The 21,454-nt window shown below is 29.6% G+C and carries 18 protein-coding genes; 10 read left to right on the top strand and 8 right to left on the bottom strand.

What is annotated here, in order from left to right; genetic code table 11:
• Window positions 1–114: 114 nt before the first annotated feature.
• Complete coding sequence (locus HRT41_00850) at window positions 115–531, top strand: DUF2779 domain-containing protein (GenBank protein ID NQY22556.1); 417 nt, start codon at window positions 115–117, stop codon at window positions 529–531.
• Here the strand turns inward: HRT41_00850 and HRT41_00845 are convergent.
• The 3 genes from HRT41_00845 to HRT41_00835 are packed head-to-tail and all read right to left on the bottom strand — an operon-like array spanning window position 515 to window position 4,535.
• A complete protein-coding gene (locus HRT41_00845; protein ID NQY22555.1) occupies window positions 515–1,627 on the bottom strand; it encodes a HAMP domain-containing histidine kinase in 1,113 nt (370 codons plus the stop codon). The genes HRT41_00850 and HRT41_00845 overlap by 17 nt on opposite strands.
• A complete protein-coding gene (locus HRT41_00840) occupies window positions 1,609–1,977 on the bottom strand; it encodes a response regulator (protein NQY22554.1) in 369 nt (122 codons plus the stop codon). Before HRT41_00840 ends, HRT41_00845 begins: the two co-directional genes overlap by 19 nt.
• 2 nt (window positions 1,978–1,979) lie before the next feature.
• Window positions 1,980–4,535, bottom strand: coding sequence for a hypothetical protein (locus tag HRT41_00835; GenBank protein ID NQY22553.1), 2,556 nt, complete (start codon window positions 4,533–4,535; stop codon window positions 1,980–1,982).
• Between the two features lie 114 nt (window positions 4,536–4,649).
• Between HRT41_00835 and HRT41_00830 the strand changes: the two genes are divergently transcribed.
• Window positions 4,650–5,345 carry an NYN domain-containing protein gene (locus HRT41_00830; protein ID NQY22552.1) on the top strand — a complete coding sequence of 232 codons (696 nt, stop codon included), beginning with the start codon at window positions 4,650–4,652 and terminating at the stop codon, window positions 5,343–5,345.
• Between the two features lie 27 nt (window positions 5,346–5,372).
• On the opposite strand, the gene lipA is transcribed toward HRT41_00830, so the two are convergent.
• Together lipA and HRT41_00820 are read right to left on the bottom strand one after the other, a co-directional pair.
• Complete coding sequence (gene lipA, locus HRT41_00825) at window positions 5,373–6,245, bottom strand: lipoyl synthase (protein ID NQY22551.1); 873 nt, start codon at window positions 6,243–6,245, stop codon at window positions 5,373–5,375.
• On the bottom strand, window positions 6,232–6,984 hold the full coding sequence (locus HRT41_00820) for a lipoate--protein ligase family protein (protein ID NQY22550.1): 753 nt from the start codon (window positions 6,982–6,984) through the stop codon (window positions 6,232–6,234). Before HRT41_00820 ends, lipA begins: the two co-directional genes overlap by 14 nt.
• A gap of 491 nt (window positions 6,985–7,475) precedes the next feature.
• Here HRT41_00820 and aceE point away from each other — a divergent pair, with 491 nt between their 5' ends.
• The 3 genes from aceE to lpdA are packed head-to-tail and all read left to right on the top strand — an operon-like array spanning window position 7,476 to window position 13,261.
• Entirely contained in the window at window positions 7,476–10,148 is a 2,673-nt protein-coding gene (gene aceE / locus HRT41_00815) for a pyruvate dehydrogenase (acetyl-transferring), homodimeric type (GenBank protein ID NQY22549.1), read from the top strand.
• Window positions 10,149–10,158: 10 nt separating this feature from the next.
• Entirely contained in the window at window positions 10,159–11,805 is a 1,647-nt protein-coding gene (aceF, locus tag HRT41_00810) for a dihydrolipoyllysine-residue acetyltransferase (protein ID NQY22548.1), read from the top strand.
• A gap of 37 nt (window positions 11,806–11,842) precedes the next feature.
• Window positions 11,843–13,261, top strand: a complete 1,419-nt coding sequence (gene lpdA / locus HRT41_00805) for a dihydrolipoyl dehydrogenase (protein ID NQY22547.1) — start codon at window positions 11,843–11,845, stop codon at window positions 13,259–13,261.
• A gap of 39 nt (window positions 13,262–13,300) precedes the next feature.
• Here lpdA and HRT41_00800 read toward each other — a convergent pair whose 3' ends face one another.
• A complete protein-coding gene (locus HRT41_00800; protein NQY22546.1) occupies window positions 13,301–13,945 on the bottom strand; it encodes an MOSC domain-containing protein in 645 nt (214 codons plus the stop codon).
• Window positions 13,946–13,959: 14 nt separating this feature from the next.
• A complete protein-coding gene (locus HRT41_00795) occupies window positions 13,960–14,601 on the bottom strand; it encodes a TetR/AcrR family transcriptional regulator (protein NQY22545.1) in 642 nt (213 codons plus the stop codon).
• 134 nt (window positions 14,602–14,735) lie between these two features.
• Between HRT41_00795 and HRT41_00790 the strand changes: the two genes are divergently transcribed.
• The 5 genes from HRT41_00790 to HRT41_00770 all read left to right on the top strand — a co-directional run bounded on the left by HRT41_00790 (window position 14,736) and on the right by HRT41_00770 (window position 21,008).
• Complete coding sequence (locus HRT41_00790; protein ID NQY22544.1) at window positions 14,736–15,491, top strand: outer membrane lipoprotein-sorting protein; 756 nt, start codon at window positions 14,736–14,738, stop codon at window positions 15,489–15,491.
• 4 nt (window positions 15,492–15,495) lie between these two features.
• The gene (locus HRT41_00785; GenBank protein ID NQY22543.1) at window positions 15,496–16,059 is read left to right on the top strand and encodes an NAD(P)H-dependent oxidoreductase; all 564 of its coding nucleotides are present in this window, start codon (window positions 15,496–15,498) and stop codon (window positions 16,057–16,059) included.
• Window positions 16,056–17,264, top strand: a complete 1,209-nt coding sequence (locus HRT41_00780) for a hypothetical protein (GenBank protein NQY22542.1) — start codon at window positions 16,056–16,058, stop codon at window positions 17,262–17,264. Before HRT41_00785 ends, HRT41_00780 begins: the two co-directional genes overlap by 4 nt.
• 12 nt (window positions 17,265–17,276) lie before the next feature.
• Complete coding sequence (locus HRT41_00775; protein ID NQY22541.1) at window positions 17,277–19,586, top strand: MMPL family transporter; 2,310 nt, start codon at window positions 17,277–17,279, stop codon at window positions 19,584–19,586.
• Window positions 19,587–19,766: 180 nt separating this feature from the next.
• Complete coding sequence (locus HRT41_00770; GenBank protein ID NQY22540.1) at window positions 19,767–21,008, top strand: MFS transporter; 1,242 nt, start codon at window positions 19,767–19,769, stop codon at window positions 21,006–21,008.
• A gap of 5 nt (window positions 21,009–21,013) precedes the next feature.
• Here the strand turns inward: HRT41_00770 and HRT41_00765 are convergent, their stop codons facing one another.
• On the bottom strand, window positions 21,014–21,442 hold the full coding sequence (locus tag HRT41_00765; protein ID NQY22539.1) for a DUF3995 domain-containing protein: 429 nt from the start codon (window positions 21,440–21,442) through the stop codon (window positions 21,014–21,016).
• Window positions 21,443–21,454 lie beyond the last annotated feature (12 nt).

The raw sequence follows: 21,454 nt of genomic DNA, 5'->3' as shown, positions 1-21,454 counted from the left end.
AATTTCATTAAAATCTTTAGAATTAATAAATTTGAAAATTTTGCTTTTCTGTGACGCAAACTGTGACGCAGATATGATATTGTATATAAACGATACAGATTAATAAGAAGTGAAATGACAAATAAAATTATAAATAAAACATACATTAAAACCCATACGAAGCTGATTAGAGATTATTTCTCTCACCTTACTTTCCCTATTTATTATTTAGAATTAAGTGAAGTAAAACAAAGTGAAAAAGAATGCTCTTCTTTTTTTTATTCTTTACATATTGAATATGAAGACAAAAGTATAGAACATAAAGAACTAGATATAGTGGATAATACAGATTCCTATTTAACCTTGGCCGCTATTTTATGCAAAGATATTCCCAATAACGTTAGTATATTAAGCAGTAATATTAAGATGCAAAAAAAGATTATAAAAGATTTGGCTATTAAATACGAATCTTTAAGCCCTAACTTAATTTCTATTTATGAAAACAGCGAAGATTTACATTGTGCATTTAAGGATACTAAGGCGTTGTTTTAAAATGAATTTCAAAAACAGCTTCTTGTTTTTGATTATAGGCTTTTATACTTCCCTTATGTTCTTTAATGATTTTTTGAGCAATATTTAAGCCTAAACCAATGCCTGAATAGTCTTTTGTACTCACAAAAGGTTCAAATATTTCATTAATAATATCCTTGTTAATACCCGTACCTGCATTGTCTCTAAACGTAAGAATGATGTTTTTTTTATTTTGATAAATAAAAATATTTAAAACTCTTTGTTTTAGCTCTTTTTTACTTTTAAAAAACTCATCGTATGCATTACTTAATATAATAAGAAATACCTGCTCAATTTTATCTTTGTTAAAATCAAAAAATATTTTTTCATCATCTTTTCTTGAATCCAAAGAAAAAGCTTTATTATTAATAAATATATTCATGTGATTTTTACTGTGGTGAAAAAATAAACTTAAAGATTGAATTAGAACAGCATATAAGTTATAGTTTTTTCTTTCATTGGGACTTTTTTTAAGTAATTCATTGCTATTTCTTACTATGTTTTCCATACGTGTGATACTTGATTTAATGGCGTTTATATGATGTTTGTTTTGTTTATTAACAGCACTTTTTTCCTCAAGTTCCAGTTCTAATAGTTCAAGGTTATTTTTCATAATGGTTAAAGGCGTATTTATTTCATGGCTCATACCAGCAAACATTTTTCCAATGGATTCTAATTTAATACGTCTTATTTGTTTTTTTCTTAGGCTGTTTATTTTAGAGATATTTTTAAGTATAACAATGGTTAAATCTTTGCTTTTAATGGCTTTTATTTTAAATTCAAATGTTTTGTTTTCTTGTTCAAGAATTAAATTATAGTTCTTATTTTTTGCAAGCAATAAATCGAACCAGCTTTTAATTGCATACGCATTGAGATATTGTCCATTTGTTTTAAGAGGAAAGTGTTTTTTTATATCTTTTTTATTTTTAAATAAAAGTTTAAAATTGAAGTGTTTGTTAAAACTGTTATTGCTTAATAAAAGCTCATTATTCTCATTAAATAAAAGAACCAAATCATTGCTGTTATCTAATAATAAATCAATAAATGTTTCTTGGTACATTAGTGTATTTCTAGGCAATCTAAAACTTTGTTTTCTACATCTCTTAAAGAAACAAAAGGTTTTGTTAAATAATCATCTGCGCCTATTTCTTTGGATAAAATAGCCTTATCTAAGGTTGAATAAGCAGTCATCATAATTACTTTTGTTTGTGGTACTTCTTTTTTAACCCTTTGCAAAAAATCTATTCCATTAAGCTCTGGCATCATAATATCCAATACAATAAGTTTGTACTTAGCTCTTAGTACCTCTTTAAGTGCTTCTTGGGGATTCGTGAATGTATCTATTTTAAAACGTTTACTTCTTGATAAGTACTGTTTTACCGAATCAAGTATTAGTTCTTCATCATCAATTATCGCAATTCTTTTCATGTTTATCCTTTTTTACAATTAATTATTTTACTTGTGTCTAATGCTTCAAAAATTAAATTACTGGCTTCTTGAATGTCATTGTTTAATGCTAGAAGTTGTTCATTGCTTGCACTGTTTTTATTTAATTCTAGGTAATTATTTATTTTTTCATGCACTGAAATATTATTCTTTATTAGTATTTCCCAATGTTCACCCTTCGCATAATTTTCTTTCTTTAAAACAGAAACATCAATCCACTTTCCAAGACTTGTTTCATTGCTTTTTAGTATGTTAAAGGTTTCTTTGTTAATAAGATTTAAAAAAGATTCTTCTTTAAACTTAATATGATCAAGTTTTAAGCGGTTTAACTTATTTGAAAAATCCATATCGCAAACTTGTAAATGAGCTTTTTTATTATAGGTACTCGAACTTGCTACTTGAATTAATTTATGTGATAACTTTTGTACTTCTTTTGACATAGAAGAAATAGAAGTAGCATCAGAAGCATTTTTTTGTGTATTTTTATCCAAATTTGAAATTGCATTGTTAATATCTTGCATAGAATTATCTTGTTTTTTTGAGGCTTTTGTTACTAAATCAATAATATCTTTGGTTTGTGTGATTTTATCTTTTAAGTCATCGTATCCCTCAATCATAGACTTTGAAATTTCTTTTCCTTCTTTTGATGTTATTGTTGCTGAGGATACAAGTGTTTTAATATCTTTAGCAGCTTGAGCAGAAGAGTTTGCAAGGTTTCTTACTTCTTGGGCAACTACGGCAAAACCTTTTCCTGCTTCGCCTGCTGTTGCTGCTTCAACGGCTGCATTTAAAGATAAAATATTGGTTTTAAAAGAAATGCTATCAATAATGCTTAAAGCCGCATTTATACTAGAGATTTTTTCTTCTATTTCTTGCATTGAAACAGAGGTTTTAAAAGCAAGTTCTTTTCCTTCTTGGGAAGTATGAATTAAACTGTCCGCTAATTTGCTCATGTGTATAATATTCTTAGAATTTTCATTATTCTCTAAGGTTATTTCTTCAATAGTAGCTGCCGTTTCTTCCAAAGATGCTGCTTGTTGTGTTGCGCTTAAGGATAAAGAATTCGCAGAAGAAGACAGGGTATTAATATTATTTGAAAGATCTTGTCCTGTAATCATAATAGTTGCTAATAACTCAGAAACATTTGAACCAATGGTATTACTAGCACTTACAATAGAAGAAATAGTTCCCCCTACATTATTTACTTTCATTTCATGTTGAAAGTTTGTATTCCCGTATTCAACCAATGCAGTTGTAATTGCAGAAAACTTGTCATTAAAATCATAAATCATTTCATTAACTGCATTTTTTAAATCATTGGTACTCCTGTTTTTACTGCTTGCACTTATGGTGTAAAAAAAGAAACCAGCTTTTGCCATTTGAATGGATTTTTCCACTTCTTCAACAATTTTTTGATCTTCTATAACCACAGAACGTAAAGATTTCATATAGGTATTAAAATTGTTTGCTAAATCATTTAGTTCATCTTTTGTATTTATTTTAATTTCTTGATCTGCACTTGAGTAAGCCATTAAGGTATTAACCCCAGCTGACAAGCGCAAAATATTTGATATGATTTTTCTTGTAATTACAAATAAGATAATCAAAAATACGATATAAAAAAAAGTCGATATTGATGCTGTATTTTGCAAGGTTTCTAGTGAAGACTCATTTTCAACTAATTGCTTGTTTACATTTTTCTTTAGTTGTAGAGATAAAAGGTCTAATTCTTTAAAATAGTCTTTTACTAATTCACTAGCTGTTTTTCTTGCTACATCTTGCTCTTTAGTGTATTTAACGTAGTTAACACCATGAGTAGATAAATCATCCCCAATTTGGGACAAAGCTTCAATATGTATTATTTGTTGTTGCACTATTTTTAGATATTCTGCTTTGTCTTTATTTTTTCTTAATGCTCTGTTTAATTTTCGCATTATTTTCTTTTTTAATTTTTTTGCAGAAGCTAAGTTTGAATTGTCTCCACTTGCAACAACTGCAATATATATACTTTGCATCGATGCCAATTCCATTTGTAGTTGTGTAACATGAGAACGTATTATTATTCCATATAAAGATACTATTGTATCTTTAGCATTATCAACAGCCAGTGTAAACTCAAGCAACATTTCATTGTTTAATTCTTTTTCTTTTTCTTTTTTTATACCCAGTTCTGCATTTTTAAATAAAGATAAAAACATGCCCTCAAAAGTTTTTTCCATCTTTAAAAGTGAAAGTTTAACTTCTTTATTTAAGTTAAACTTTTCAAGTTCTTTTATTTGTATCCAAAAATTTTCTTTTAATACAAGAAGTTTTTTTAAATCCTCTTCATCTTTGCTAAGTGCAACGTCTAAACTTTTTTCTTGCAAAGATTTGATAATAAATTTTAGGTTTTGAAATTGTTTGAAAATACTACTTTCATTTTGTACGGAATGATTTAATACAGAAATATTATTAATTGCATAAAAAATACTTCCCGCATTAATGCTTATGATAATCACAAAGGTTAGTATTAAATAACGTATCTTATTCTTAATGCTCATTGTTTTTCCTTTGCATTTTAATATTGAGTGAATGTTAATAAAAATTAGTTACTACTTGGTTACGAAGGAAAATAACACTATACTTTTGTTTTAATTTTAATACAAAGATATACAATGATAAATGATAAAAAAATAGCAGTTTTTTTTGATTGCGAGAATATAAGCTCTAAATATCTGGATGAAATATTTTTTGAATTAGCAAAATCTGGGGAAGTGATGATACGTCAGGCCTATAAAGATTGGAGTTCTAATCAAAGTAAGTCTTGGAGCGAAAAAATCCCTATGTTTGCTATTAAACCAATACATTCTAATTCCAATGTTTCATCAAAAAATGTTTCAGATTTTCAAATTGTAATTGATGTTATGAATACTATGCATTATTCAAATATTAATACTATTGTATTGGTTTCAAGTGACAGTGATTTTACCTCTTTAGCCATAGAAATTAAATCGAAAGGTTTTGAAGTTATTGGTTTTGGGGAGAAAAAAACACCGGATTCTCTAATCAATGCTTACAGTACTTTTTTTGAACTACCTATTAAAAAAGTAGATGCTTTAAAAGATGAAGATGAAGATGAAACAGATATTATAAGTATTTTAAAAGATGCTATTATCTCTACAAGAGGGGATGAAGATTTTGCTTATTTATCTCAAATAGGAACATTTTTGAAAAATAAAAATGCTTCTTTGCATCCTACTAATTATGGGGCAAGTACTTGGAGTAAAATCTTAAGACGCCATAAAGATATTTTTTATGTATCGCATAAAGATCACAGAGGAAAAATTATTATAGTAAGTTTAGTAGAGTAAAATAAAAGAGTTTATCTCTTTTATTTTTTAGTCTTCTTTATTGCTTAAATATTCATGTGCCATGTAAGAAGATCTAGCATACGGCGTTGAGTGAACAAATTCAAAACCCATATCTAAAGCAGTTCTTTTATATAAAGCAAATTGTTCTGGATGTACAAATTCTTTTACTTTTTCAAACTCTCCTGAGGGAGCTAAGTATTGACCAATACTTAAGAATTTACAGCCAACCTCGATTAAATCTTTAAAAACCTGCTCCATTTCTTCAGGTGTTTCTCCAAGGCCTACCATTAAAGCACTTTTTGTTTTGACTTTATCTCCACCTAAACGCTTCAAATCTTTTAAAACTTGTAAAGAGCGTTTGTAAGAAGCATTTTTTCTAATTCTATAAAGTCTTGGAATGGTTTCAATATTATGTCCAATAATAACAGCGCCTGAATCTACTACTTTTTGAATAGATTCAATTTTACCTTTAAAATCTGGAATTAATAATTCAACTTGAGTTCCTGGTGATTTTTCCAAAATATCTTTTGTTACTTTATAGAATTGAGAAGCACCGCCATCCCCTAAGTCATCTCTTGCAGGAGATGTAATTACAACAAATTTAAGCCCTAAGCGTAAAACAGAAACAGTTACTTGATTAATTTCTTTTGGATTAACTTCTTCTGGTTTACCTGTTAATACATTACAGTAAGAACATCTTCTTGTACAAATATTCCCAAGAATTAAAAAAGTCGCATTTTTCTTTGAAAAACATTCGCTTATATTAGGACATTTTGCTTCTTGGCAAATAGTATGAATTCCTACTTCTTCTAATAATTGATCCATTTCTTTTTGTGCAGAAAAATTAATCTTTTTTCTAAGCCATTCTGGTTTTCTATATTTGGGTTTACTTTCTTTCATAGTCATGTTTGTCCTTTAACAAAGAACGTAAGTTCTCTTCTTCTGTTTTATTTAATGTAGATATTTTAAGATTTGTATTAAATGTTTTTTCAAAGGCATTTACAAGCCTAAGTTTAGCGTCTTCGTATGTCAAATGAATGTCAAATTCATTTAAACAATGTCCGATCTCATTTTTTCTGTTTTTTGAATCCTCATCTTCTAGGGCTTTAATTGGAATCGAGCCATGTTGAAAGATAAGTTTTTTGGTTCTTCTTTGTGCATTACCACCAATCTTAATTCCGTTTACTAATATATCGTAGGCTTCAAAACCAACTTGACAAAAGCTACTTTTAGAAAGTTGTGTATTTTTATCATCTTTTGCATATATTGCATCTAATCCAAGTTCTTTATAAAACTCAAGTAAAAAAGTGCATATTTTTTCATAAGACTCTTTTACGTTTAAATTTTTCATAAAAGATACGGGGATAATAAGACAGTAGGATAAATCATGTCCATGAAAAAGTACTCCACCCCCAGTAATACGCTTTGCATAATTGTTTTTGTATTGTTCTAAATAAGCATAATCTTGTATTTTTTGGGAAACTCCTATAGTAAAAGATTTCTCCCAAGAATACAGCCTTAAAATTGGCAAATCGTTTTCTTTAAAACTTTTTACTAAAGCTTCATCTTTTGCCATATTATATGCTGCAGATTCTGTATCGTCTAACAATAATCTATAGTGTTTGTTTTTATCTAACATATAACTCTTTTTCTTTTCTTGATTCATTTATAAGTATATAAAATCTTTCAGATATATTTAAAATGATATAGAGTACTATTATATTGTTTTGTAACAAAGTAATATTTATAGTACAAATTACTGCAAAATTATATCAATTAATGAAATTTACTTTTATTATTACAAAATATTAATTAAATTTTGTAATTTTAATTTAAGTTAAAGAATCAAAATAATTTTTTATTTTATTTATTTCTCTTTTTTTAGAATAATTTTGAAAAAAAGCGCATTAATCTGCCTAAACTTAATCTTATATAAAAAATAATAAGTAAAATCAAAAATATATTTTTGTATTTTTTTTAAAAAAGCCGAATAAATTGTAAATCTTATCTCAAATGTTTACTTTGGTGTATGCAGAAATACGTAAGTTTATTAGAGTATAATATTAAAAATTTTAACTAAGAATAAATTAAGTATTAAATTTTGTTAACAAATTATTATAAGGAATATATATGTCAGGTATAAATTTAAGTGATATTGACCCAATAGAAACTAAAGAGTGGATAGATGCCCTTGAAACTGTATTAGAAGAAGAAGGTAAAGAGAGAGCCCATTATTTATTAGAACAATTAATAGATAAAGCAAGAAGAAATGGTGCCTATTTGCCTTACACAGCAACAACAGCTTATATTAATACAATTCCAACAAGCCAAGAGCCAAAAATGCCAGGAGATCAATTATTAGAGCGAAATATTCGTTCAATTATTAGATGGAATGCACAAGCTATGGTTTTAAGAGCATCTAAGAAAAACTTGGATTTAGGTGGACATATTGCCTCTTTTCAATCTTCAGCTACTTTATATGATGTAGGATTCAATCACTTCTTTAAAGCACCTAATGATAAAGATGGAGGAGATTTAGTTTATTTTCAAGGACATATCTCTCCGGGTATTTATGCACGGTCTTTTGTTGAAGGAAGAATTACGGAAGAACAAATGGATAACTTTAGACAAGAAGTAGATGGAAAAGGTTTATCTTCTTATCCTCATCCAAAACTTATGCCTAATTACTGGCAGTTTCCTACTGTATCTATGGGATTAGGACCTATCCAAGCTATTTATCAAGCACGATTTTTAAAATACTTAACAGACAGAGGTATTAAAGATTGTAGTGGTCAAACGGTTTATTGTTTCATGGGAGATGGTGAATGTGATGAGCCTGAATCGCTGGGTGCAATTGGATTAGCTGGACGTGAAGGTTTAGACAACTTAGTATTTATTGTAAATTGTAACTTACAAAGACTTGATGGACCAGTACGTGGAAATGGAAAAATCATTCAAGAACTTGAAGGTGAATTTAGAGGTGCTGGTTGGGAAGTTACTAAGGTTATTTGGGGAAGACAATGGGATCCATTGTTAGCTCGTGATAAAACAGGTAAATTAGTTGAACTTATGGAAGAAACGGTTGATGGAGAATATCAAAACTTTAAACAAAAAGGTGGGGCTTATACAAGAGAACACTTCTTTGGGAAACATCAAGAAACAAAAGAACTTGTTGAAAACATGGGTGATGATGAAATTCTTAGATTAAATCGTGGAGGACATGATCCGGTTAAAGTATATGCTGCTTATAAAAAAGCGCAAGATACAGTAGGGCGTCCAACTGTTATTTTAGCTAAAACCATTAAAGGGTACGGAATGGGTGAAGCTGCTGAGGGTAAAAATATTGCTCACAGTGTTAAAAAAGTAAACCTTGAAGTATTAAAACAATTTAGAGACAGATTTAATATCCCAATTCCGGATGATAAATTAGAAGAAGCTCCGTATTATTTACCAGCAGAAGATTCTCCTGAGATGATATATATGAAAGAACGTAGAGCGTCTTTAGGTGGATATATTCCACAAAGAAGATCAAAATTTTCTGGTGAAATGGATGTACCTGCTTTAAGTTTATTTGATGCAGTATTAAAAGGATCAGGGGATAGAGAAGTATCTACTACTATGGTTCTTGTAAGGATTCTTAACTCACTTGTAAAAGATAAAAAAATTGGTAAAAACATTGTTCCTATTGTTCCTGATGAAGCAAGAACTTTTGGTATGGAAGGTATGTTTAGACAAATTGGTATTTATGCTCATGAAGGTCAAAAATATATTCCACAAGACAGAGATCAAGTGGCTTATTATAGAGAAGATAAAAAAGGTCAAGTATTAGAAGAAGGTATTAATGAGCTTGGAGCTATGGGTTCTTGGGTAAGTGCTGCTACTTCTTATTCTGTTAATGATTGTCCAATGATTCCTTTTTACGTATATTATTCAATGTTCGGATTTCAGCGAACAGGTGACATGATGTGGGCCGCTGGAGATTTACAAGCAAGAGGTTTTTTAATTGGAGCTACTGCTGGACGAACTACATTAAATGGGGAAGGTCTTCAACATCAAGATGGACATTCTCATATTTTAAACAATACTATTCCAAATTGTGTAACATACGATGCTTCATATGGATATGAGCTTGCGGTTATTATTCAAAATGGAATCGAGCGAATGTATGGAAAAACACAAGAAAATATTTTCTATTATTTAACTACTTTAAATGAAAACTACAAACAACCAGCAATGAGAGATGGTATTAAAGAAGGTATTATCAAAGGTATTTATAAATTTGAAACTATTAAAGCTAAAAATAATTATAAAGTTCAATTATTAGGGTGTGGTACTATTTTAGAGCAAGTACGAAAAGCAGCTGTTATTTTAGCAAATGATTTTGATATAGCATCAGATGTTTATTCTGTTACTTCTTTTAATGAGCTTACTAGAAATGGTCAAGAAATTGAGAGATACAATATGCTTCATCCAAATGAAAAAAATAAAACAGCTTATATTACTGATGTTTTAGGGCACGATGATGATAATATTGTTATTTCTACTACAGATCATATGAAAGCATATTCTGAGCAAGTTAGAGCTTATGTAAGTGGTTCTTTTAAAGCTTTAGGAACAGATGGTTTTGGACGATCTGATTCCAGAGCTAATTTAAGAGCACACTTTGAAGTAGATCCTAACTTTATTGTATTTACTACTCTAAGCCAACTAGTTCAAGCTTCAAAACTTGATAAAAAAGTATTAGTAAAAGCGATGAAAAGCTTAAATATTGACTCTGAAAAAATAAATCCATTTAAAGCATAAGGTAAATAATATGAATGAATTAGAAGAAATTTTATTGCCAGATGTTGGTGGTGAAGAAGTAGAAATTATTGAAATCACAGTTAGTAATGGAGATTCTTTAGAAGAAGAAGATGCTATTATTACCGTTGAAACTGAAAAAGCATCTATGGATATTCCTGCTCCTTTTTCTGGAACGTTAGTTGAACTCAAAGTAAAAGTTGGGGATAAAATTAAAGATGGCAACGTAATTTGTACTATGAAAAGAGAAGGGAAAGCAGATCTTGAAGTATCTGCTCCTGCGCCTAAAGTTGAAGTAGAAGAAATAAAAGTAATAGAAACTCCTGTTGAAGTTGTAGAAGAAACACCAGCAGAAGATTCTATTGAAACAGTTATTTCTGATGTTTTTGTTCCTGATATTGGAGAAGATGGGGAAGTAGATGTTATTGAAGTTCTAGTTTCTGTAGGTGATAGTATTTCAGAAGAAGATGGTTTATTTACACTCGAAACAGATAAAGCAACAATGGACGTACCTGCTCCTTTTTCTGGAACAGTAAAAGAACTTTTAGTAAAAGAAGGTGCGAAAGTTAAAACAGGAACGTTGGTTGCTAGAATTGAAAAAACAATTGTTATTAAAGCAGCTACTACGCCTAAAAAAACGGAAGCTGCAAAAGAAGTAAGTGTTGTTAAAGCAACTGCACCAGCTGTAAGTGTTGCCGCATCATCTGCTATTAATGAAAACTCGAACAGAAAAGCACATGCTTCTCCCTCTGTACGAAGAGTTGCACGTGAGTTTGGTGTTGATTTATCACAAGTTAAAGCAAGTGGTCCTAAAAACAGAATTATGACTATTGATATTAGAGCTTACGTAAAAGAAAGTTTAGCAAATATAGCAAATGGAAGTTCTGTTTCCTCATCAAAGGGTTCTGGTTTTGGATTTAATTTACCCGCACTGAAAACAGTAGATTTCACTAAATTTGGTGAAATAGAAATCAAAGAATTGACAAAAATTCAGAAAATTTCTGGACCTTCTTTACACAGAAATTATGTAGGTATGCCTCATGTAACACAATTTGATGAAGCAGATATTACAGAATTAGAAAACTTCAGAAAAGAACAAAATGCAATAGCTGCTAAAAAGAAATTAGATTATAAAATCTCTCCTTTAGTATTTGTTTTAAAAGCAGTTGCAAAAGCCTTAGAATTACATCCTATTTTTAACTCATCATTAAGTGAAGATGGTGCCAGTGTTATTCTTAAAAAATACATTAATATAGCCGTTGCTGTTGATACTCCAAATGGTTTAGTAGTTCCTGTTATTAAAGATGTTAATACAAAAACAATTTCACAATTATCAAAAGAATTAGTAGAAATTTCAGTAAAAGCAAGAGATGGAAAATTAAAGATCCAAGATATGCAAGGTGCTTGTTTTACAATTTCTTCTTTAGGTGGAATTGGTGGAACTGCATTTACTCCTATTATAAATGCTCCCGAGGTTGCAATTTTAGGTGTATCTAAATCTAAAATATCTCCTGTATGGAATGGAAGCGAATTTGAGCCTAAATTAATGTTGCCATTGTCTTTATCGTATGACCACAGAGTTATTGATGGAGCAGAAGGTGCTAGATTTTCAACAACAGTTTCTAATATCTTAAGTGATATTCGTTTAATAGTATTATAAAAACAATTATTGCAAATGCAGTAGTAGAAGGTAAAAAATGAGTAATGAAATTAAAACTCAAGTCTTAGTAATTGGTTCAGGTCCTGGTGGATATTCAGCTGCTTTTAGAGCGGCTGATTTAGGTTTGGATGTTGTTTTGGTTGAGAAATATAAAGCGCTTGGTGGCGTATGTTTAAATGTAGGATGTATTCCTTCAAAAGCATTGTTACATGTTGCTAAAGTTATGGAAGAAGCAGAACATATTGGTGCTCATGGTGTTAGTTTTGCAAAACCGGAAATTGATATTAAAAAAATAGCTGCTTATAAAGATGGTATTGTTAATAAACTTAGTTCTGGTGTAGAAGCTATGGCTAAGATGAGAAAAGTAAAAGTAATCAAGGGTTATGCTGATTTCACATCTGCTAATTCTGTACTAGTAAAAGGTGATGATGAAACAATTATTACTTTTGAAAATGCAATTATAGCAGCAGGTTCAAGACCCATACAGCTTCCTTTTATTCCTCATGAAGATCCTCGAATTTGGGATTCTACATCTGCACTAAATTTAGACACACCTCCTTCTAAACTTTTGGTTATGGGTGGAGGAATTATTGGTTTAGAAATGGGTACAGTTTATCAAAAACTGGGTTCTTCAATTGATGTAGTAGAAATGTTAGATCAATTAGTGCCTGCTGCTGATAAAGATGTAGTTAAAGCCTATACCAAAGCCAATAAAAACAGATTTAACATTATGTTAAAAACAAAAGTGGCTAAAGTAGAAGCACAAAAAGATGGTATTCATGTAACACTTGAAAGTGCAAGTGGTTCAGAAGTTATTGTTTATGACGCTGTTTTAGTTGCCATTGGAAGATCTCCTAATGGAAAACTTCTTTCTGCCCAAAAAGCGGGAGTTGAAGTAAATAAATGGGGTTTCATTGATGTTGATAAACAAATGAAAACCAATGTGCCACATATCTATGCTATTGGGGATATTGTTGGTCAACCCATGCTTGCTCATAAAGCAGTACATGAAGCACATGTGGCAGCTGAAGTAATAGCTGGTAAAAAACACTATTTTGAACCAGTTTCTATTCCTTCTATTGCTTATACTTTTCCAGAAATGGCATGGGTAGGACTAACTGAAAAAGAAGCAAAAGAAAAAGGTATTGATTATGAAGTATCTACATTTCCTTGGAGTGCATCTGGACGTGCATTAGCTGCTGATGTAAGTGATGGTTTTACTAAATTAATTTTTAATAAAGAAGATCATACTTTAATAGGTGGTGCATTAGTTGGTGATAATGCAGGAGAGTTATTGGGAGAAATCTCATTAGCACTTGAAATGAATTGTGATGCAGAAGATATTGCTCTTACTATTCATGCTCATCCAACGCTTCATGAATCAGTTGGTTTAGCTGCTGAGATTTATGAAGGAAGTATTACCGATCTTCCAAATGCAAAAGCAAAAAAGAAATAATTCTTTTATCCTAAGGTTTTTCCTTAGGAGCTTAGCATTTTAGGATTTTAATCTTTTTTCTAACTCTTCTCTAAAATTAATAGATAACTCAACACATGCTAAAACTTTTTTAATATTCTCTTGATTGTTTTTGGCATCAAAAAAACATTTATTTATAAACTCAATTGTAATACTTTCATGTACTCTTTTAATTAATTGCAAAGTAGAGTCTTTTTTTATTGTTCCTTCTTTTAATACACGTAAATAAAAACCAGTTTTTAAATTTTTAACAGTTAATGCTGTTAAGTTTTTAATGCCTGTAACATTTGATATATGAGAACAGGGTTGTCTTGGTTGCGTAACTTCAACAATAGCATCTTCAAAAGAGAACTGATCCCCTAAACAAATGTCACTGTCATCATAAGTTAAAATAGTGATATTCTCACCAAAAGAACAGTCTTTTAAATCCAAGTCGTGCTCTTTTTTAAAGTATTCATACGTTGCATAGGGATACACACATAAAGCTCTATTTACTCCACCATGATGTTTCGTATCACTTTGTACATCATTTATAAAACCAGTTTTGCTAAGATATTCATCTTGTGTGATGGCTTTTTTCTTATAAGCACTTTTAAATTCTTTTTTAGGAGTTTTGATTGTTTCTACTTGTCCTAAATATATATTATAAACAGCAATATTTTCCACTTCTATCCTTCGTTTTATTTCATTAATCCTTGAGTCATTATTTTATAATGAACTTCAAATACTTTTTCTATATTGTCTTTAATATCAATATGTCCATCTATATAAAGAATAGTTAAACCATGAATCATGGCATGTACTGTTTGCGTTATTAATAAAGCATCTTCATCTTTTTTAAAGATATCTTTTTCTTGGGCTTCTGCAATTAAACTAACCAAAGAATGATAACCTTTTGCTTGTTCTTCATCATTTATATCACAATTGTCTTCTCGTAAGTCCCTATATTTTTCACCAAATAACATTCTAAATAAATTGGGATTATTTATACCAAAGGTCAAATATTCTTTTCCCATTAAATATAATCGCTCTACAACATCCTTATCTTTTAGTTCAAAAATAGGAGTTATGCGTGAATCAAAACTTTCAAAACCATAGATCATAACATTGTCCATTAAATCACTCTTAGAGGAAAAATGTCTGTAAATCGCAGATCTTGAGGTTCCTAGTTTATTTCCAAGGGCCTGTAAAGTTACAGCATCAACACCCTCTTCATGAATAATTTTTAATGCTTCTTGTAAGAGTTCTTCTTTCAAGTTCCCATGATGGTATGTTTTACTTTTACATTTATCTATTAATTTTGTGATTATACATTTAGCCATGCCCGTATTATAGCATAATTATGAACTTAATCAAAAAATGTGAACATTGTTTACATTTTATGTTGACATTGTTTACATCTTATGTTAACATTGCACACATTAAAAGTAATCACTGTTTACATTAAAGGAAAATAATGAAAAAATTAATAATATCAGGACTCTTTTTGGCTGCAAATATTTTTGCAATGACAGATTTTGAATTGGCACAAAAGAATGATGCAGTAATGAGTGGTTTTGAAGATTCAAGCTCAATTATGACTATGACGCTTCTTAATGCAAAAGGTCAAACACGTATTAGACAAATGAAATCAATTTCTTTAGAAAAAGACGGAGGGGACAAATCCTTAATAGAGTTTTTAAGTCCAGCTGATGTAAAAGGTACAAAATTCTTAAACTATGAACATGCTAAAAAAGATGATGATCAGTGGTTGTATTTACCTGCACTTAAAAGAGTAAAAAGAATTTCATCTAAAAATAAATCAGGTTCTTTTATGGGAAGTGAATTTTCTTATGAAGACTTGAGCTCTTTTAATATTGACAAATACGATTTTAAAAAAGAAGAAGCAGAAAAAGTAATATTAAATGGTAAAGAAGTATATAAAGTACAGAGAATTCCTAATTACAAATACTCAGGATATACCAAACAAGTATCCTATATTGATGTAAATACTTTTTTAAATTATCAAGTAGATTATTATGATAGAAAAAAATCCCTTTTAAAAAGTGCCTATTTTTCTGAATATAAAAAAATAAATGGTGTATACAGAGTAGGAAAAATCCACGTTAAAAACTTTCAAAATAATAAAGAAAGTATTTTAGTTTGGCAAGATGAAACAATAAAAAATGGCCTTCAAAATAAAGATTTTCATAAACGTGTTTTAAAAAAGTAAGAGAATGAAAACAATAAAAAACATACTTATAATTATTGCAAATCCTTTAGAAGAGAGTTTTTCGTTTGCAATGGCAAATGCTTATAAAAAGAAGTCTTTAGAGCAAGGGGACAAGGTCGAAGTTCTTGATTTGTACCGTGATAAAAATCAACAAGATTTTTATCTAAGGGAAGAATTTCAAACAAAAGAGATGGATTATTATCAAGCTAAGATTTCAAAAGCAGATGAGTTAGTATTTGTATTTCCTTATTGGTGGGGATCAATGCCTGCTATTTTAAAGAATTTTATTGATTGGAATTTTTCTTCTGGTTTTGCATTTAAATATGTCAATTCAAGACCTATTGGTTTATTAAAAAATAAAAAAGTTAAAATATTAGCAACATCAGGAGCGCCTTATTTGTATTATTTTTTGACAGGTGCAAATAGGCGTTTAAAAAATATGTTTAAACAACAAATAATTAATTTAACAGGTATGAAACTTGAAGTTTTTAAACTTTATGGTTCCATGGATACAAAAAATAGAAATACACAAAAAATACTAGTAAATATTGAACAAGGAAATTTATGAAAAAAGTAATTTTATTTTTATTTCTTGGAACCTATTTATTCGCAGAACTGTCTTATGAAGGGTATTTAGGTGCAGATATGCAAGCCTATAATAAAAGCAGTAATAAACACAGCTCTAATTTTACTTTAGAGCAAAAATTAAAACTTAGCTATGAGCGTAATAATTTTATTTCCGTTTTAGAACTTTATGCGCAAGAAGACAGCAGCGATTATAATTCTAAAACAAACAATGATCGTTCTTATCTTCGTATAAATGAGTTATATACTTCCTATGAATTTGAAGACTCTAAAATACTCTTTGGAAAAAGTATTTTGTTTTGGGGTGCATTGGAAGTAAAAAATATTGTTGATGGTTTTAATATTCAAGATAAAAGAACAGATCCCAGTAAAACAGACAAAATAGGGGCCTACAATATTCAGTATTCACACTATTTTGAGGAAAGCGAACTCTCACTTATTGTTAAATTATATGAACAGAAATCAAAAATGGCAAATGCCTCTTATACCTATAGTATCTTAGGTGAGAATGAACGTTTAAAAAACAAATTAGAAAGTGAAAAATCTTTGTACCGACCAAGTGTTTATGTAACATACACAGGTAGTTTAAGTGATGATATCGCTTTAGATTATGCTTTTATAGTACAAAATGGATATGACTCACAACGCTATTTAAGAAAAATTGCAAATGAATACAGTGAACATGCTTATTTAGTTAATAAGTTTTCAACCTATAATACTTTAGTACTTGGATCTGCTTTAATAAAATTAGAATTCTTGTATACAGATGTTCTTGATGATAAAAATGTAGCTGATTATTACCACAGTGCTTTTGGTTTAGAGTATACGCTGGAGCAGTTTGAAGCTGGCAGTGAACTTGCAATATTAGGTGAGTATTATTATTATAAAAGTAAAGATGAACGAATTTCCAGTGATTTAAGTAGGGGAGAGATATTTCAGAATGATTTGTTCTTAGGACTTAGATACAGCCTTAATGATTATGGTGACTCTACCGCTGTAGGTGGGGTTATTATTGATACCGATTATAAAGAAGAGAATTATTACGTAGAATTTGAAACAAGGCTATATGATGCGTTTAAAGTTAAATTAGACCTATCCTATACTGAGCCTTCAAAAACACACAATACAATATATGCACAACAAGGTCGTTCTAAAAAAATTGGCCTAAACATTGCATATTATTATTAAAAAAGGAAAAGAATGCAAAAGTTTATAAATTTAGTTATAAAATTTAGATGGTTAATTGTAATACTTATACCTACCATTGCTTTAATTATGGCAATGCAACTTAAAGACTTGGCTTTTGAAGGTTCTTATAGAATCTGGTTTGCAAAAGACTCCAAAATATTAAAAGATTATGATAATTTTAGATCTGTGTTTGGAAATGATCAAGCAATTACAGTAACATTTAAAAATGAAGATGGGGTCTTTAATAAAGAAAGTTTAGGGGTAGTTTCTAGAATCACACAAAAATTCTGGCAAACGGAATACATTGCTAGAGTAGATTCTATTACAAATTATCAATATGTACATACAAGTACAGAAGATCCCGATGATGTAATTGTAGAAGATTTTATTGATGAAATAGATTCTTTAAGTAAACAAGATTTAGAAAATAAAAAGAATATTATTTTAAAAGAAGATGCAATAGTAGGGCGTTTAATTAGTAAAGATGCTAAAACTACAACAATAGTAGCAAGACTGGCTCCTAATGCAGGGGAGGGACCTGAGGTATCATTAAGATTAAAAGCCCTAACCGAAGCTATTTTAGAGCCAGAAATTAAAAAATATGGTATTGATTTTCAATTAAATGGAGGACCTATTGTAAATTCTTCTTTTATTGAAATTGCACAAGCTGATGGTGCTTTATTTACGCCTTTGGTTCTTGTTTTAACAATGATTTTATTATTGATTATTTTTAAAAAATTCTCAACAATGTTTATTAGCATATCTATTGTTATTTTTACTTTTTTAATTGTATTATCGGTTCAAGTAATGCTTGGATATAAACTAAATAACTTTACAGTAAATATGCCTGTATTTATTACTGCTATTGGAATAGCAGATGCTATGCATATTTTTTGGATTTATACGGTGGCTAGAAAACAAGGACAGAATAATGATGAAGCCATTCATTATACAATGCAAAAAAACTTTTTGCCTATTTTGTTTACCTCATTAACAACAGCTGTAGGTTTTGCATCTTTGGCTATTTCAAATGTAATTCCTATTAAAACACTGGGAATTGCAACCGCAAATGCTGCATTATTAGCTTTTGTTTTAACTATGTTATTTATTCCCGCAATTTTAGCAATCATTAAACCCAAAATAAAAAAAGTAGATGAAGCTCAAAATAAAAGTACTAGATTTGCAAAGTGGTATGGTAAGTATATTGTAACAAATGATAAAAAAATATTCCTTGCAACCTTACTTTTATTCCTTGGTTTGGGTTATGGTATTTCAAAAGTTCAAGTAGATTCAAATACTGTACGTTATTTTAAAGAAGATGTTCCTTGGAGAAAAGCCGTTAATTTTATTCAAGATAATATTTCTGGTCCTATGACTTATGAAATTATTGTTGATACAAAAATTAAAGATGGAATTAAAGATCCTAAGTTTTTGAAAACGACCGAGCGTTTTTATGAAGACTTTTATGCAGCTTTTCCAGCTGAGGTTAGACATATTACTTCTTTATTACAAGTAGTTAAAAAGTTTAATGAGGTTATGAATAATTCTAAAAGCGTACCTGATAATCAAGGTTTGATTGCACAATATTTATTATTGTATTCTTTATCTCTTCCTCAAGGAATGGAAATCAATGACCAAATGGATATTGAAGAGAGACAATTACGAATTACAGCTGCTATTAATGTAGTAGATACAACTAAAGATTTAGAAATGATAGCTTGGGCACAAGATTGGTGGAAAGATACACCCTATAGCGCAGAAGTTAATGGACAAACGGTAATGTTTGCACATATGCAACATGATGTTACGGCTACGCTTATTTCTTCTATTTCAATTGCTATTGTAGCAGTTACTTTAATGATGTTGCTTATTTTTAGACGCATTAGATATATCGTTTTATTTGTTTTACCCAATGTTCTCCCTATTATTTTAGTAATTGGTATGATGGGATGGTTAAGTATTTATATAGATATAGGTGTTGCTATTGCAGGCGCCATTATTATAGGTGTTGCTGTTGATGATAGTATTCACTTTTTTGTAAAATACTTTGAAGCAAGAAAACAAGGCAAAAACATGCAAGACAGTCTTACTTATGTAATGCAATATGCAGGAAATGCTATTATTTTTACAACACTTATTTTAAGTATATCTTTTTCAGTGTTTGTCTTTTCTGATTTTTTACCTAATTATATGTTTGGAGTTGTAACTGCATCTGCTTTAATCATTGCAGTAGTAGCTGATTTATTAATGCTTCCTGCTATTTTATCTATGTTAGATAAATGCAAAACAAAGTGTAAAAATAAAGAAATAAATACACCATAAAAAGAAAAAAGCCTAGGCTTTTTTCTTTTTCAAAAAAGACGATATTCGCTGCAAAATCAGTTATACTAAAACAACTTATTTTATCTATCACAAGTTTATTCCATAAATTTATAACTGCTAAAAATATTCCAAAGAACAAACTCATATTTACATAATTTAGGTATTTTAAAAGGAGACTTTATGTTACAAGAAACAAAATCATTTGAGCCTAAGGTCTGGTATATTATTATACAAACCTTTTTTAATCGTTTTACTATGTTTATGGTTTGGCCCTTTTTAGCCCTATTACTGCATAATGAATTTACTTTAAATGAACTAGAAATAGGATTCTTTTTATCTGCTTCTTTATTTATTGGTATTATTGTGGGGTTTTTTGCAGGCAATTTATCAGATCGAATTGGCAGAGAAAAAGTCATACTGGCGGGTCTTGTTATTTCAGTTTTTGCTATGATTCTAATGGCTTTTTCTAATACTCTTGAGGGTTTTTTTATAGGAACGTCTCTTCAATCTATTGGACGTGCACTGGTTGAGAATCCAAGTAAAGCGTTGATGACGGATAGTTTAAGCAGTCAAAAAGCAAAAGAATTGTCTTTACATCTTAGATATTATGCGATTAATCTGGGTTCCGCTTTTGGTCCTATGTTTGGTTTGACTTTGGGTTTAACGGCTTCAAAAGAAACCTTTTTTTTAGTGGCATTAATTTGTTTTTTCTCTTTTTTAACGGCTTTAGTACTTTTTAAAAAAAGTATGAGAGCAAGAAAAAAAGAAAAAAAAGTCAATACTAATTTTAAACTTTTATTTTCTATTGTAAAACAAGATCATGCTTTTTTATTATTTATATTGGCTCAAGCCCTTATTATGGTCGCTTTTATACAAATTGATGCGGGATTATTACAGTATTTACGAATGTATGAATTTGAAGATTTAACCGCTTTATATGCTTCTTTAATTTTTGCAAATGGAATGACTATTATTATTTTCCAGTTTCCAATCTTGAGAATATTACAAAATGTGGCTGTTTTTAACAGAGCTTTTATTGGAGTGTTTTTATTTATTATTGCTTTTATTGTTTTTGCTAATGTAGAAGCCAAAAATGCTCAAGGTATTATGTTTGCCGTCTTGATTTTAAGTATGGGGGAGTGTATTTTATTTCCTACAGTTAGTATTATTATTGATAATATGGCGCCTAAACATTTAAAAGGGTCTTATTATGGGGTTGCTGAACTTGCTTTAATGGGAATAGTATTAGCACCTCTTATAGGTGGTTTTTTACTGCAAGTATATGGAGGTTTTGTATTATGGATCACTATGTCTTTCTTATCTTGTTTGGTAGCTGTTTTATTATTGTTAGCCAAAAATGCGAAACGCCCTACTTTTGAAGAAGACACAGATTTAATGCCTTCTTGCAAAGAAATAAAATAATACTTTTATACTGTTCCTGCAAGAATTAAATACGCAAAAGAAAGAGAGAAACATAAAGGCGCATAATAACGTTTATTGTATTGAATAAATATCTTATGTGCTCTTTTTTCAATTCGAGGAATAAACATCAACGAAGCTCTAAGAAAAAAAATACCTGAGAAAAAATACATAATATAAGAAGCATAGGTATTAATAAAACCAAGCTCAAATTTATAATAAATCCCAAGAGGGAAAAGTGCCATTATTACAAAAACAATAATGACTCCCAAACAAGAAAGTGCAGAAGGAAAAATATTGCCTTGCCCTATGACTTTATTAATTAAATCTTGTTTGTTCTCTCCAGGCCACAAACCGCCTTGCATCCAATACATATGTATTTTTGCGACAGCACTCATAATAATAAAAATATAAAACGTAAGTAAAGTAATAATCATAAATCTTCCTAA

This window comes from Campylobacteraceae bacterium (genome assembly GCA_013215945.1).
Taxonomy (GTDB): Bacteria; Campylobacterota; Campylobacteria; order Campylobacterales; family Arcobacteraceae; genus NORP36.
The sequence above is the reverse complement of the archived record's forward strand: the minus strand, read 5'-3'. Positions and strand labels throughout refer to the sequence as shown.